This window comes from Arenibacter sp. S6351L (assembly GCF_023016025.1).
Classification (GTDB): Bacteria; Bacteroidota; Bacteroidia; order Flavobacteriales; family Flavobacteriaceae; genus Arenibacter; species Arenibacter algicola_B.
On the sequence record NZ_JALKBB010000035.1, the window covers coordinates 17999 to 33158 of the forward strand.

At 41.8% G+C, this 15160-nt stretch carries 8 protein-coding genes; 5 read left to right on the forward strand and 3 right to left on the reverse strand.

Going from position 1 to position 15160, the window contains the following annotated elements:
- Positions 1-33 precede the first annotated feature (33 nt).
- The 3 genes from MWU82_RS21240 (at position 34) to MWU82_RS21250 (ending at position 4608) form a co-directional block, all read left to right on the forward strand.
- Positions 34-1524: a sulfatase-like hydrolase/transferase gene (locus MWU82_RS21240; RefSeq protein WP_247097828.1), complete on the forward strand. Its 1491-nt coding sequence runs from the start codon at positions 34-36 to the stop codon at positions 1522-1524.
- Between the two features lie 66 nt (positions 1525-1590).
- Positions 1591-3126 (forward strand): sulfatase-like hydrolase/transferase, encoded by a 1536-nt coding sequence (locus MWU82_RS21245; protein WP_247097829.1) that lies wholly within the window; start codon positions 1591-1593, stop codon positions 3124-3126.
- Positions 3127-3147: 21 nt separating this feature from the next.
- A complete protein-coding gene (locus MWU82_RS21250) occupies positions 3148-4608 on the forward strand; it encodes a sulfatase-like hydrolase/transferase (protein WP_247097830.1) in 1461 nt (486 codons plus the stop codon).
- Between the two features lie 231 nt (positions 4609-4839).
- Here MWU82_RS21250 and MWU82_RS21255 read toward each other — a convergent pair whose 3' ends face one another.
- From MWU82_RS21255 to MWU82_RS21265, 3 genes are all read right to left on the reverse strand, one after another.
- The gene (locus MWU82_RS21255) at positions 4840-6306 is read right to left on the reverse strand and encodes a glutamate synthase subunit beta (protein ID WP_215947434.1); all 1467 of its coding nucleotides are present in this window, start codon (positions 6304-6306) and stop codon (positions 4840-4842) included.
- Between the two features lie 7 nt (positions 6307-6313).
- Positions 6314-10822, reverse strand: coding sequence for a glutamate synthase large subunit (gltB, locus tag MWU82_RS21260; protein ID WP_215947435.1), 4509 nt, complete (start codon positions 10820-10822; stop codon positions 6314-6316).
- A gap of 318 nt (positions 10823-11140) precedes the next feature.
- Entirely contained in the window at positions 11141-12283 is a 1143-nt protein-coding gene (locus tag MWU82_RS21265; RefSeq protein ID WP_247097831.1) for an acyl-CoA dehydrogenase, read from the reverse strand.
- A 240-nt stretch (positions 12284-12523) separates the two neighbouring features.
- On the opposite strand from MWU82_RS21265, the gene MWU82_RS21270 reads away from it, so the two are divergent.
- Positions 12524-13750: a Glu/Leu/Phe/Val dehydrogenase dimerization domain-containing protein gene (locus MWU82_RS21270; RefSeq protein ID WP_247097832.1), complete on the forward strand. Its 1227-nt coding sequence runs from the start codon at positions 12524-12526 to the stop codon at positions 13748-13750.
- Positions 13751-13762: 12 nt separating this feature from the next.
- The gene (gene nhaD, locus MWU82_RS21275; protein WP_247097833.1) at positions 13763-15127 is read left to right on the forward strand and encodes a sodium:proton antiporter NhaD; all 1365 of its coding nucleotides are present in this window, start codon (positions 13763-13765) and stop codon (positions 15125-15127) included.
- Positions 15128-15160: the final 33 nt, after the last annotated feature.

Sequence of the window (15160 nt, forward strand, 5' to 3'; positions counted from 1 at the left end):
CATCGTAAAATTGTTAAATTGATACACTACATCATGTTTAAAAAAAAAATAAGGATTCATCAATGGTATAGAATTATTAGGGATAATTCGTGTTTGAGCACTTTTATAATTCTGCTAGTCTTGTTGTCCTCCTGCAAGGAGGGAGAGAAAACGAAACCTGATATAAATGAAATTAGCGAAATCCGCCCCAACATCATACTACTGATGGCCGATGACCAGGGTTGGGGGGATATGGCGTATAACGGACATCCCCACCTAAAAACTCCTAATTTGGATTCCATGGCGGCCAACGGGGCGGTTTTTGAACGTTTCTATGCAGCTTCGGCCGTATGTTCCCCAACACGCGGAAGCGTAATGACGGGCAGACATCCGCTTCGCTACGGAATCTGTCATGCCAATTGCGGCCATGTGAAGCCCGAGGAAATTACCTTAGGAGAAATGGTCAAAGATTTGGGCTATACTACGGGACATTTTGGTAAATGGCATTTGGGAACCCTGACACGTGATATTGTAGAAGCCAATAGGGGAGGAAGGGAAAAATTTGATGGGGACTATGCCCCTCCCTGGGACCATGGTTTCGATGTGAGTTTTGTGACGGAATCCAAGGTTCCCACCTGGGATCCCATGATCACCCCTCCACAATCATCAGGTGACGTAAATGGGAATTTAAAGGAAGGGGAACCTTTTAATACCTCCTACTGGACCGGGCCTGGTGAAATTGCTAAAGAAAATTTGGAAGGTGACGATTCCAGGGTAATCATGGACAGGGCCATCCCATTTATAGAAGATGCCGTAAAAAATGACAAACCATTTTTAAGTATTATTTGGTTCCATACGCCCCATTTGCCGGTTTTGGCAGGGGATGATGACCGAAAGCCTTATACGGACCTTTCCGAAGACCAGCAACATTATTATGGTGTAATATCCGCATTGGACAAGCAGGTAGGGCGATTACGCGATAAGTTACGGGAATTGGGTGTTGCCGAAAATACGGTGCTCTTCTATACCAGCGACAATGGTCCCGAGGGAAAATCGGTCAAGGGCAGGACCCAAGGCCTTACCAACGGACTCACGGGAAGAAAAAGAAGTTTGCATGAGGGTGGAATCCGGGTTCCTGGTATCATGGAATGGGAAGGGAAAATTGGGCCGGGAACCAAGGTAGATATTCCTTGCTTCACTTCCGATTATTTTCCGACTATAGCCAATATCTTGGGCGTGGACCTTGCAAAAAATAAAAGGCCTTATGATGGGGTGGATATTTTGCCCATTGTAAAAGGCGAAGTAAAGCGAAGGACAGAACCTTTGGCCTTTGATTTTCAGGACCAAGCAGCTCTGATAGACAACGAGTACAAGATTTATAGTGATGATAGCGGACAGCATTTTGCTCTTTATAATATCCGTACTGATATGGGCGAAAATAATAATCTGGCAAATGAGCAGCCCCAAAAGTTGAACGAAATGGTTGCTTACTGGAATCAATGGAAGGATTCTCAGGAGACGAGTGCTTTGGGCAAGGATTATTGATTAATTTGGCGACTCTTCCATTAAAGAATAATTGAGATTTAATTTTACATACCAAAAATAACTAATATGAGATTACTTTTATGCCTACCCTTACTTAGTATTTTTCTACTTGGATCCTGTAAGCCATCCGGATCTGAAAAGGTCTCCGAGACTGGAGACAAGCCCAATATCGTTTTTCTGTTTGCCGATGACCAGACCTTCGAAAGTATTAGGGCCCTGGGTTTTGATGAAGTGCATACACCTAATTTGGATCGTTTGGTTAATGAGGGTACTTCCTTTACCCATGCCTATAATATGGGCGGTTGGAACGGCGCCATCTGCGTGGCATCACGGGCTATGATTATTTCCGGTTCGTATATTTGGAATGCTAGGGATAAAAGTGAACTGTGGTCCAAAGGAGACTCCACGGCATTGAACGAGACCTGGAGCCGCTTAATGCAAAAGCAAGGTTATGATACTTATATGACAGGGAAATGGCATGTACAGGCACCTGCAGGTACTATCTTTAATGATGCACGGCACATTCGTCCCGGCATGCCCGGAGATCGTGGAAACGAATTGGGTGCTGCCATTAAAAAATGGAAAGCGGAATCAGGGGACATGAAGGACTGGAACGATTATATGCCGCTTGGCTATGGCCGACCAACGGGTCCGGACGATACGGAATGGCAACCTACAGATACGCTTCAGGGGGGGTTCTGGGAAGGCGGTAAACATTGGAGCGAAGTGGTCCGTGATGATGCTCTTGCATTTATAGATTTGGCCACCAAAAAAGAAGACCCCTTTTTTATGTACCTGGCCTTTAACGCAACCCATGACCCGAGGCAGGCACCCCAACGCTTCCTGGATATGTATCCGCTGGAAAATATCAAGGTACCTGAAAACTTTTTACCAGAATATCCATATAAGGATGATATGGGCAATCAGCCGGGTCTAAGGGATGAAGCCTTGGCACCATTCCCAAGAACGGAATATGCGGTGAAGGTGCACCGTCAGGAATATTATGCCCTGTTGAGCCACATGGATGAGCAGATAGGGGTTATTTTGGATTCCTTGGAGGCTACGGGAAAAATGGATAATACCTATATCTTTTTCGGTGCGGACCATGGTCTGTCTGTAGGGCATCACGGCCTTATTGGGAAACAGAGTATGTTCGACCATAGTGTGCGTATTCCGATGATGGTAGTAGGTCCTGGCATTCCGAAGGGAAAAACTTTGGATCAGGATGTTTATCTGCAGGACATTATGGCAACTTCCCTGGAATTGGCTGGTGTAGAGAAGCCGGATTACGTTCAGTTCAATAGCTTTTTGGATATCATAAAAGGAGAAAGACAGGAAAGTCATTATAATGGAGTTTACGGTGCCTATATAGATGTACAGCGTATGATACGTAAAGACGGATTTAAACTTTTGATCTACCCGAAAATAGATAAGGTACTTTTGTTCGACATGGAGAATGATCCGAACGAAATGAAAGATCTGTCCGAAAGTCCAGAATATAAGGAGAAGGTAAAAACCCTTTTTGCCGACCTATTGGAGCTGCAAAAAACAATGGAAGATAAGTTGGATCTTAATGATCTCTATAACAAAATGTATAATTAAAGGGAATAACCATTCATGTTGATGCAAAGAATACTTTTTGCCAGCGTTCTTGTGTTTTTATTTGGTTGTGGCGATACAGCTAAAACCAAGTTATCCACGAACCAGCAACCACCTAACATATTGTTTGTTTTGGTCGATGATCTGGGGAAGGAATGGATCAGTAGTTACGGTGCGGAGGATATAGAGACTCCTAATATAGATGCGCTGACCCGGTCTGGTATTAAGTTCAACAATGTATATTCCATGCCCCAATGTACTCCTACAAGGGTGACTTTGCTTACAGGTCAATACCCTTTTAGACATGGTTGGGTCAACCATTGGGATGTTCCCCGCTGGGGCGGGAGTGCCCATTTTGATGAAACAGAGAACCCTACCTTGGTCAATGAAATGAAAAGGGCGGGTTACAAAACATGTATAGCTGGTAAATGGCAGATCGATGATTTTAGGGTAGAACCGGATGCGTTGGAGAAAGCTGGATTTGATGAATACTGTATGTGGACGGGTTACGAGGCAGGTATCGAGGCCAGTGCCGAAAGATACTGGGATCCTTATGTTTATACCAAAGAAGGCAGTAAGACCTATCCCGGTGCTTTTGGACCGGATATTTTTCGTGATTTTATCATAGATTTTCTGCAAGAAAATAAGGAAGGTCCCATGTTTGTTTACTACCCTATGGTATTGACCCATACTCCTTTGGTAAATACCCCGGACGAATCTGCAAATGATAATTTGGGCAAGCACAAGGCTATGGTGCGCTATACCGATAAGATTTTAGGGCAACTGGTAGAGGCTTTAAAGCAAAATGGTCTGTTGGAAAACACCATGATCGTCTTTACTACAGATAATGGTACCACTCAATCCATATCGGGTACTTATAAAGGGGAACAGGTAAAAGGTGGTAAGTCCACTACCTTGGAAGCGGGAATCTGTGAACCATTTGTGGTTAGTTGGCCTGGGCATATTAAAGCGGGTCAGGAATCGAATGCCCTTATAGATTTTACGGATGTCCTTCCAACCTTTTTGGACCTGGCAGGGGTTGACTCAAAGGATAAATGGACACATATCAATGCCTCGCACATTATAGATGGTAAGTCTTTTGCGAAGGTTTTGCTGGAGGGTGACGAGGCCTCGCAACGCAAATGGATATTAGGTATGGGTGGTGGAAACTTTGCTCGGCTAACCGAAAATGGTGTAGAAAATCAATTTAAATTCAGGGATAGGGTTCTACGGGACCAACAATTCAAATTATATATAGATTCCAACGGTAAACCGGAACAGTTCTTTGATTTGGTCAATGATCCCTTTGAGCGCCATAACCTAATGGACAGTCTTAATACTGCCGAGAGGAAAAATAGTTATAACAGTCTATTGGAGGTGGTTAATTCTTTTCCATTAGAGGATAGTGACCTTAAATACAAAAATAATCCACCGCAAGATTGGGATGTGGAAATTACTGCGGAGAGCGGTACATGGAAAATGTAATCTAATTCCTATTGTGGGATTTTAAGGTTGCTTAGTTCTAATAGTTTAAACTTTGCGAAGTTGCCGTAACCTTAAGGACATCAATAAAATAATGTTATTTAGGTTAGTTAAGATGCTTGATCGTATAAGTATATGTAACTGAGGCTAGGCTCGCCGATGGTGAAATAAAAAAAATCCAACCCATGTAACGGGTTGGATTTTTTTTATCTATTCTGGTCTTCAGAAAATATATTAAACCCTTGGTAGGTCTCCCTCTCCTTTTAATGGTAAATAAGACGTTCCCATGAGATAGGTATCTACATGGTAAGCCGCTTGTCTACCTTCGGAAATGGCCCAAACTATTAAGGATTGCCCTCTTCTTTGATCACCGGCTACAAATACGCCAGGGACGTTGGTCTTATAATCGGCTTCACTGGCCTTAATATTGGTACGTGGATCGGCCTCAAGGCCCAATTGCTCGGCTACTGTCATTTCGGAACCTGTAAAGCCCATCGCCAAAAGTGCTAATTCGCATTTCCACTCTTTTTCAGTACCTGGAACTTCCTTAAGCATAGGTCGTTGTCCGGGTTGTGGAACCCACTCTACTTCAGAAGTAATAAGTCCTTTTAAATTACCATTTTTATCACCAATGAATTTTTTGGTGGAAATGCTAAAAAAGCGCTCTACACCTTCTTTGTGGGAAGAACTTGTTCGCAATCGCATTGGCCAAAATGGCCAAGGTTGATCTTCCGGACGTCCTACTGGAGGTTTCCCTAATATTTCAAAATTGGATACCGAAGTGGCGCCGTGTCTAATGGAGGTTCCAATACAGTCAGATCCCGTATCTCCCCCACCTATAACCACAACGTTTTTGCCAGTAGCTTTTATTTCCTCGCCCAGATCTTTAATACCGTCTACGCGCTTATTATTTTGTTTTAAGAAATCCATGGCTTGCACTACACCTTTAAGGTCTGCTCCTTCTATAGGCAGTCCTCTTCTCACGGTGGCACCACCAGAAAGTACAATGGCATCAAATTGATCTTTGAGTTCTGTAGCCAAAACATCAACGCCCACATGAACACCGGTCTTAATTATAATACCTTCTTCCTCTAAAATCTTAACCCTTCTGTCAATGATATTTTTTTCCATCTTAAAATCAGGAATACCATATCTTAGAAGGCCTCCAACTTTTTCATCCCTTTCAAAAAGGGTAACCAGGTGTCCTGCTCTGTTCAACTGTTGGGCCGCTGCAAGTCCGGCGGGACCCGATCCAATAACGGCAACTGTTTTTCCAGTTCTGCTAGCGGGAGGTTCTGCTACTACCCAGCCTTTTTTGAAAGCTGTTTCAACAATGTTTTTCTCAATGTTCTCTATAGTTACCGGGTCTTCATTGATACCCAATACACAAGCTTCCTCGCAAGGCGCGGGACAAAGCCTACCCGTAAATTCCGGGAAGTTGTTGGTGGAGTGCAATATTTCTGCAGCTTTATCCCATTTGCCAAGGTAAACTGCGTCGTTGAAATCAGGTATTAGATTACCTAACGGACACCCACTGTGACAAAAAGGAATACCACAGTCCATACATCTTGCGCCTTGGTCCTTAAGCTCCTTTTCTTTCATTGGGAGCGTAAATTCCTTGTAGTTTTTCACTCTATCCTCTACAGGAGCGTATTCTTCTACTTTTCTATCGAATTCCAAAAATCCTGTTATCTTTCCCATATTTCGATTATATCGTTTCTAATTTTTCTTTTTCTAAACGTATCAAAGCCTGCTTGTATTCTTCAGGGAAAACCCTAATAAATTTTGGTAGGCAATCTTCCCAATTTTCAAGGATCCTTTGTGCTATTGGGCTAAGTGTGGCATTATAGTGGTTTTCTATAAGGCCTTTCAATTCAGCAATATCATTGTCGTCCTCTACTTTTAATAGGTTTAAAGCTTCCGTATTGCAATTTCTTCTGAAGGTATTTTTTTCATCAAAGATGTAGGCAATACCTCCACTCATTCCAGCTCCGAAGTTTCTTCCCACTTCACCAAGAATAACTGCTGTACCACCAGTCATATACTCACAACCATGATCGCCAATTCCCTCTACGACAGCCTGTGCTCCTGAATTCCTTACGCAGAAGCGTTCACCGGCTTTTCCGTTTATATAGGCTTCTCCGGAGGTTGCTCCATAAAGCGTAACGTTTCCGGTTATTACGTTGTCCTCTGGTTTTAAAGTGGACTTGTACGGTACTTTTATAATTAACTTAGCTCCGGATAGCCCTTTTCCTAAATAATCATTGGTGTTTCCATTGACGATCATGGTAAGGCCTTTGGTTGCAAATGCCCCAAAACTTTGTCCTGCCGATCCTGTGAAATTAAGTTTTAAGGTGTTTTCGGGTAAACCATCTACACCATAAATTTTTGAAATTTCATTACTGGTAATCGCTCCAACGGCCCTATCGGTATTATGTATAGGGAAATCCAAAGAGATTTTTTCTTTCCTGAACAGGGCCGGATGGGCTTTCTCCAATATTTCAAACTCAATAGACTTTTCAATATCGTGTTTCTGTTTCTGGGTATTGTAGAATTTGGTTCCTTTTGGTACATCAACCTGATATAAAATTGGAGTAAGGTCTATACCTGCAGCCTTGTAATGTTCCAAAGCTTTTTTACGGTCCAGTTTTTGTACTTGTCCAACCATTTCCTCAATAGTCCTAAACCCTAATTGGGCCATTATTTCCCTAAGTTCTTGGGCTACAAAGTACATGTAGTTAACAACGTGTTCGGGCTTACCTTCAAACTTCTTGCGCAGTTCAGGATTTTGTGTCGCAATACCTACTGGGCAGGTATTTAAATGACATACACGCATCATGATACATCCTGAGGCTACCAATGGTGCTGTGGCAAATCCAAACTCTTCTGCTCCCAACAAACAAGCTATTGCTACATCCCTTCCAGTTTTTAACTGGCCGTCACATTCCAGGACTATCCTGTTCCTTAGGTCGTTCAGTACCAAGGTTTGTTGCGCCTCGGCAATTCCCAATTCCCATGGAAGTCCGGCGTGCTTTAAGGATGTTAATGGGGAAGCCCCGGTACCACCATCATGGCCGGATATAAGAATAACGTCTGCCTTTGCTTTGGAAACACCGGCTGCTACCGTACCCACACCCACTTCGGAAACCAATTTAACGTTGATCCTTGCCTCGCGATTTGCAGATTTTAAATCGAAAATCAATTGGGATAAATCCTCAATAGAGTATATATCATGATGGGGTGGAGGTGAAATCAATCCCACATATGGCGTGGAATTTCTAGTTTTGGCAATGGACGGATTTACTTTTGGTCCGGGTAATTGCCCACCTTCACCTGGTTTGGCCCCTTGTGCCATTTTTATCTGAATTTCTTTGGCGTTGGTCAAATAATTGGAAGTAACCCCAAATCTACCGGAAGCAACTTGTTTGATGGCACTGTTTTTCCAATCCCCGGTTTGGTTCTTGTAAAAACGCTCTGCATCCTCCCCGCCTTCACCGGAATTACTTTTTCCACCGATCCTGTTCATGGCGATGGCCAAATTCTCATGTGCTTCCTTGCTGATGGAGCCATAAGACATTGCACCAGTTTTAAAACGTTTTACTATTTCTGTCCATGGTTCCACTTCATCCAAAGGAATGGGGTCGTAATTGGAGAATTCAAAAAGACCGCGTATGGTCATTAAATCCTTGGATTGCTCGTTCACCATTTGGGCAAAGTCCTTATAGGATTCCGGTTCGTTGTTTCTAACGGCCTTCTGTAGTTTGGCAACACTTAAAGGGTTGAAAAGGTGTTTTTCACCATCTCGCCTCCAGCGATATTGTCCGCCGATTTCCAAATCTAAATTTGCGGCAATTTCTTTATCTATGTATGCTCTGTGATGACGTTTTGCAATTTCCTTCTCAATTTCATAAAGCCCTATACCCTGAATTCTAGTGGGTGTATTAGGGAAGTACTTGTCTACAGTGGAGGTGTTTATTCCAATACATTCGAACAATTGGGATCCGCGGTATGAGTTTAGAGTGGAAATTCCAATTTTGTTCATTACCTTAAGAATACCCTTGCCAACAGCTTTGTTGTAGTTGTTAATGGCTTCTTCAAAAGTATATTCGGTTATATCGTGCTCTTCAATTTGTTCCGCTATAATTTCGTTGACCAAATAAGGGTTTATAGCACTTGCCCCAAATCCAAATAGTAAGGCAAAATGATGAACTTCCCTAGGTTCGGCAGATTCAATAATTACACTTAGTTTGGAACGTTTGCCCAACCTCTGAAGTCCGCTGTTTACAAATGAACATGCCAACAAGGCTGGAATGGGAGCTTTTTCCTTACTAACATTTCTATCCGATAAAATAATGATATTGGCACCTTCATCAATAGCTTGTTCTGCTTGTATTAAAATGGATTCCAAAGCATCTTCAAGGCCGTTATGTCCCTTATCAATGTCATAAAGCATCGCAATGGAAACTACCTTATAGTCAGGGCTGGCATCATAATTCTTTATTTTATCCAAATCTTCCTTGGATATAACTGGATTTTTAATTTTTAATTTTCGGCAATGAAGCTCTGAAAATTCAAAAATGTTATGATCGCTTCCCAAGGTTAGGCTAATATCTGTAATCAGCTCCTCGCGAATACCATCCAATGGCGGGTTGGTAACCTGTGCGAACAATTGCTTAAAGTAGTTATATATTAGTTGGGGGCGATCGGATAAAATAGCGATAGGAGTGTCAGACCCCATTGATCCCAATGGCTCCTTGGCCGTTTTTCCCATGGGAAGTATAATGGTATTTATATCTTCCAAGGTATATCCAAATACTGCTTTTCTCTTTTGTACGGAAGCCTCGTTTAAGAAAAGTGGACAGTCATTGTATGGGATATCCTTAAGGTGAACCAAATTTTTGTTCAACCATTCTTTGTAGGGGTACCTTAAAGCAATTGCTTCCTTAATTTCTTCGTCATTGACAATGCGCCCTTCTTCCATGTTTACCAAGAACATTTTTCCCGGCTCCAATCTTCCGTGCATTTCAATATTTTCGGGCTCAAGTTCTACAACCCCAACCTCAGACGACATAATAACATAACCGTCCTTTGTAACGGAATATCGAGATGGACGCAATCCATTTCTGTCCAATACGGCACCTATGTAGTTTCCATCGGTAAAAGGTATAGAGGCAGGGCCGTCCCATGGTTCCATTAAACAGGAGTGGTACTCATAGAATGCCTTTTTTGCTTCGGACATTTCATTGTTCTTTTCCCAAGCCTCGGGTACCAAGATCATCATAACCTCAGGGAGTGATCTTCCTGTCATTAACAATAATTCAACGACCATGTCCATGGTAGCGGAATCCGACTTCCCTGGTAATATAATAGGGATAATATTTTTTATTTCGTCTCCGAACCAATCACTTTTCATTAATTCCTCCCTGGAACGCATTCTTGTAACATTGCCTCTCAGGGTATTGATTTCCCCATTATGACACATATAGCGGAAAGGTTGGGCCAAATCCCAAGTAGGGAATGTATTGGTGGAAAAACGTTGGTGCACAAGGGCCAATCTGGTGACTACCCTAGGGTCCATAAGGTCCTTATAGTATAAGCTGATATCTTCCGGCATCAAAAGCCCTTTGAAGATTATAATTTTGGTGGATAGACTCGGAACATAGAAAAACTTGCTTTCAGATAACTTGGAAGCGTTTATGGTGTGCTCGGTAACCTTTCTGGCTATGAATAATTTTAAGTTGAAATGGAAGAAATCTTGTTCGTCATTCTCTCTAGCAACAAATACTTGCTTTACGAAAGGTTCGGTCTCTGCGGCTATTCTTCCAGGTATGGATTTGTTTACAGGTACTTCCCTCCATCCCAATAATTTTAAACCTTGTTTTTTAATGTTGTTTTCAAAAACCTCGATACAGTAGTCACGTTGGTTTTCCTTTTGAGGTAAAAAGACATTGCCCACAGCATAACTACCTGGTTCAGGAAGCTCAAAGTTACATACGTCCTGAAAAAAATCATGTGGAATGTCTATTAGGATTCCGGCACCATCTCCAGTTTTTCCATCCGAACTTACAGCTCCCCTGTGCTCCAGCCTTTCTAATATTTCCAAAGCCTTATGAATAATATCATTCGACTTTTTTCCTTTTAGACTACAAATAAATCCTGCGCCACAGTTGTCATGTTCAAATTCTGGTAGGTACAATCCTTGTTTTCTCAGCTTCATAAATTATCATATTTATTCAAAAATATCAAAATATTTACATTTAATGCAGTGCAATATTAAATAGTGCGAAAGAAATTCAACGTTTATAATTCAACGTTAAAAAAAATGCATATTCTGATATTTGAGCCCGTTAATTTGGGATTTCCTCAATATTAAGCTTTGTATATTGATTTTTTTCCTATTAACAGGGGGTTAATAATGTAAAATTGGTTATTTCTGGTTGATTACCCCATTTAGATTAGGGGTTGTTATTTATTAATTTTATTTATTTCAGGTTTTACCCCGTAAAAATAGGGGATAAATCTAATTTAGTGAATATTATTCTTTTAAAATACTACGTGAAATTACAATTTTCTGAATTTCTGAGGTTCCTTCGTAGATCTGGGTAATCTTGGCGTCCCGCATCATTCTTTCCACATGGTAGTCTTTTACAAAGCCATTGCCACCATGAATTTGCACTGCTTCAATGGCAGTGTCCATAGCTACCTGGGAAGCGTAAAGTTTTGCCATTGCACTTGAAAGGTCATAGTTATTGCCTTGGTCCTTGTCCCATGCCGCTTTGTAGACCAAATGTCTCGCTGCTTCAATTTGGGTGTGCATATCTGCAAGTTTAAACGCTATGGCTTGGTGATTGCTAATCTCGGTACCAAAAGCCTTTCGCTCTTTAGAATATTTAAGGGCCAATTCATAGGCGCCTGCTGCGATACCCAAAGCTTGGGCGGCAATTCCTATTCTGCCCCCAGCAAGTGTTTTCATGGCAAATTTAAAACCAAATCCGTCTTCGCCTATTCTGTTTTCTTTGGGAACTTTTACATCGTTAAAGATAAGGGAGTGAGTGTCACTGCCTCTTATTCCCAATTTATTTTCCTTAGGGCCTATTTCAAAACCGGGCATGCCCTTTTCTACAATTATCGCGTTTATCCCTTTATGCCCCTTTGAAACATCGGTCTGGGCAATGACCAAATATATTTCAGCTGAATTTCCATTGGTAATCCAGTTTTTGGTGCCATTTAGTACATAGTGGTCCCCTCGGTCCACAGCCGTTGTTTTTTGGGAGGTGGCATCGCTGCCTGCTTCAGGCTCGGAAAGACAGAACGCCCCAATACTTTGTCCTGTGGACAATCGGGTTAAGTATTTTTCCTTTTGTTCTTCGCTGCCAAAAGTTTCCAGTCCCCAACATACCAAAGAATTATTGACAGATACAATGACCGAGGCTGAGGCGTCTACTTTGGAAAGTTCTTCCATAACAATGGCATATGAAATAGTGTCCAGACCACTTCCTCCGTACTTGGGGGCAACCATCATTCCCATAAATCCGAGTTCCCCCATTTTTTTTACTTGTTCTGTAGGGAATTTCTGGGCGTCATCTCTTTCAATGACCCCGGGTAATAATTCATTTTGGGCAAAATCCCTTGCTGCCTGCTGTATCATCAACTGTTCTTCCGATAGTGTAAAATCCATTTGTTAGAAAAAATTATGAGAATATTACAAATATACGAGTATAGAATGGAATAATAATGGGCAATAAAAACATTAAAACCTAATCTATATTTTTATATTTGTTCGGTTGTATACTTTTTTATCTGTAAAAAGAACTTATCAATTATGAGGCAACATTAGCTAGGCTGGTAAAATAAACCATAAGGATGTGAAAAGTCCCCTTATTAGCAAATGAAATCATTAAAATAATTGTAAGGTGCAATGAAAGAGTTATTAAAAATATATGAAAATAAAGCCCCTGAAATTGTCTTCAACTGGAAAGATCCAGAGACGGAAGCAGAAGGGTGGACGGTAATAAATTCCCTTCGCGGTGGGGCCGCTGGTGGCGGTACCAGGATGAGGGAAGGATTGGATATGAACGAGGTCTTATCTTTGGCAAAAACAATGGAGGTGAAATTTACGGTTTCAGGACCACCGATTGGAGGTGCCAAATCCGGTATTAATTTTAACCCCAACGATCCTAGAAAAGTCGGGGTACTTAAACGGTGGTACCATGCGGTAGCGCCTTTGTTGAAAAGTTATTACGGTACCGGAGGGGATTTAAATGTTGATGAAATTCACGAGGTTATCCCTATTACGGAGGACGCCGGCGTTTGGCACCCGCAAGAGGGTGTTTTTAACGGTCACTTTAAGCCCACCGAAGCGGACAAGATCAATAGGATCGGTCAATTAAGATTGGGGGTTGTTAAGGTTTTGGAAGGGGAGGACTACTCGCCCTCGGTGGCCAGAAAATTTACGGTTGCGGATATGATAACCGGTTTTGGAGTGGCGGAAGCGGTTAGACATTATTATGACATACACGGTGGTTCTGTTAAAGGCAAAAGGGCCATTGTTCAGGGTTTTGGCAATGTAGGTTCCGCAGCGGCCTTTTATTTGGCCAAAATGGGTGCCAAAGTGGTCGGGATTATAGATCGTGCCGGAGGGGTGATCAATGAGGAAGGCTATACCTTGGAGGAAATAAGAACTTTCTTTCTGAATAAAAAGGGTAATGAGCTTTTTGCGGATAATATTATTCCATTTGCGGAAATGAACGATAGAATATGGAATTTGCCCGCCGAGATTTTTGTACCCTGTGCCGCATCCCGATTGGTGACTGAGGAACAGATATCCAGAATGATCCAAGCCGGGTTGGACGTGATCAGCTGTGGAGCCAATGTGCCCTTTGCTGATAAAGAAATATTTTTTGGTCCAATAATGGAATATACGGACGAACGTGTTAGTCTAATTCCAGATTTTATATCCAACTGTGGAATGGCCCGGGTCTTTGCCTATTTTATGGAGGGGAGGGTAGCAATGGATGACGAACTTATTTTTAATGACACTTCAAATACCATTAGAAACGCAATTTTAAATATATTTGACCAAAATAAATCAAAAGTCAATCTCAGTAAAACCGGATTTGAGATTGCTTTGAAACAATTAATCTAAACCAATAATAGCATGGAGACCATTATTATTATTTTATTCGTTGCCGGTTACTTGGCAATAACATTGGAGCATAACCTTAAAATAGACAAATTAATCCCCGCTTTGGCTATGATGGCTCTGTTGTGGGCGGTTATAGCTTTGGCACATATGCCGGTTTTTGAGGTCAATGCCGAGCTCCGGGAGTTGGAGGCGACCCATATAGATGAGATTTTGCTGCATCATCTTGGGAAAACGGCAGAAATATTGGTCTTCCTTCTGGGGGCGATGACCATTGTGGAAATAATAGATTATTTCGATGGCTTTGCAACCATAAAAGGTTTTATAAAAACCAGGAGCAAAAGAAAATTGTTGTGGTTGTTCTCCATTTTGGCTTTTATACTTTCAGCTATTATCGATAACCTGACCGCTACCATTGTTTTGATTACCATTCTGCAGAAAGTGATCAATGATAGGGAAACAAGACTTTGGTTTGCAGGTATGATCATCATTGCCGCCAATGCCGGTGGTGCTTGGTCTCCAATTGGGGATGTTACCACTACCATGTTGTGGATTGCCAATAAGGTATCTGCGGCCCAGTTGATAGAACACGTTCTTTTGCCTTCTATAATTTGTATGGTGGTTCCCACCTTTATTGCTAGTAGGTACAAGGCATTTTCTGGGAATATTGATGCAGACATGGATGAAGAGGAACCAACTAAGTCCAAATACGGGGCAACCATGCTTTATTTAGGATTAGGGGCTATTATATTTGTTCCTTTTTTCAAAACCATAACACATTTGCCACCTTACGTTGGTATGATGCTTTCTTTGGCTTTGGTAGCTACATTTGCAGAAGTATATAGTAGTTCCAAATTCAGTATTTCCAACATAGATGGTGAAAGTGAGGCAGAATCACATCACAGCCCAGTACATAAATCACTTTCCAAAATTGAATTGCCAAGTATTCTTTTCTTTTTGGGTATCTTAATGGCTGTGGCAGCTTTGGAATCTTTGGGGATGTTGTTCCATTTTGCTGGAACTTTGGATGAGGTAATGCCGATGTTGGGAACAGAGTCTGGCGGAGAATTGGTGTCGGATTTAGTGGTGCTTTTCCTTGGTATAGGATCCGCTGTAATAGACAATGTGCCTCTAGTCGCGGCCAGTATAGGAATGTTCTCTGTAGGGATGGATGATCCTGTTTGGCATTTCATAGCTTACTCCGCTGGAACAGGCGGTAGTATGTTGATTATTGGTTCTGCAGCAGGGGTTGTGGCTATGGGAATGGAAAAAATAGACTTCTTCTGGTATTTGAAGAAAATAGCATGGTTGGCATTCCTTGGATTTGCTGCCGGTGCCATAGGATTTATATTAATTAGAAATTTAGTGTTGAACGCATAATTTAATCGATAAAAGACCGTTATTAAGGCAACT

What these genes read in the sequence shown, in the direction of transcription:
- MWU82_RS21240 (WP_247097828.1), top strand. Translation starts at nt 34, where the DNA reads ATGTTTAAAAAAAAAATAAGGATTCATCAATGGTATAGAATTATTAGG.
- MWU82_RS21245 (WP_247097829.1), top strand. Translation starts at nt 1,591, where the DNA reads ATGAGATTACTTTTATGCCTACCCTTACTTAGTATTTTTCTACTTGGA.
- MWU82_RS21250 (WP_247097830.1), top strand. Translation starts at nt 3,148, where the DNA reads ATGCAAAGAATACTTTTTGCCAGCGTTCTTGTGTTTTTATTTGGTTGT.
- MWU82_RS21255 (WP_215947434.1), bottom strand. Translation starts at nt 6,306, where the DNA reads ATGGGAAAGATAACAGGATTTTTGGAATTCGATAGAAAAGTAGAAGAA.
- gltB (WP_215947435.1), bottom strand. Translation starts at nt 10,822, where the DNA reads ATGAAGCTGAGAAAACAAGGATTGTACCTACCAGAATTTGAACATGAC.
- MWU82_RS21265 (WP_247097831.1), bottom strand. Translation starts at nt 12,283, where the DNA reads ATGGATTTTACACTATCGGAAGAACAGTTGATGATACAGCAGGCAGCA.
- MWU82_RS21270 (WP_247097832.1), top strand. Translation starts at nt 12,524, where the DNA reads ATGAAAGAGTTATTAAAAATATATGAAAATAAAGCCCCTGAAATTGTC.
- nhaD (WP_247097833.1), top strand. Translation starts at nt 13,763, where the DNA reads ATGGAGACCATTATTATTATTTTATTCGTTGCCGGTTACTTGGCAATA.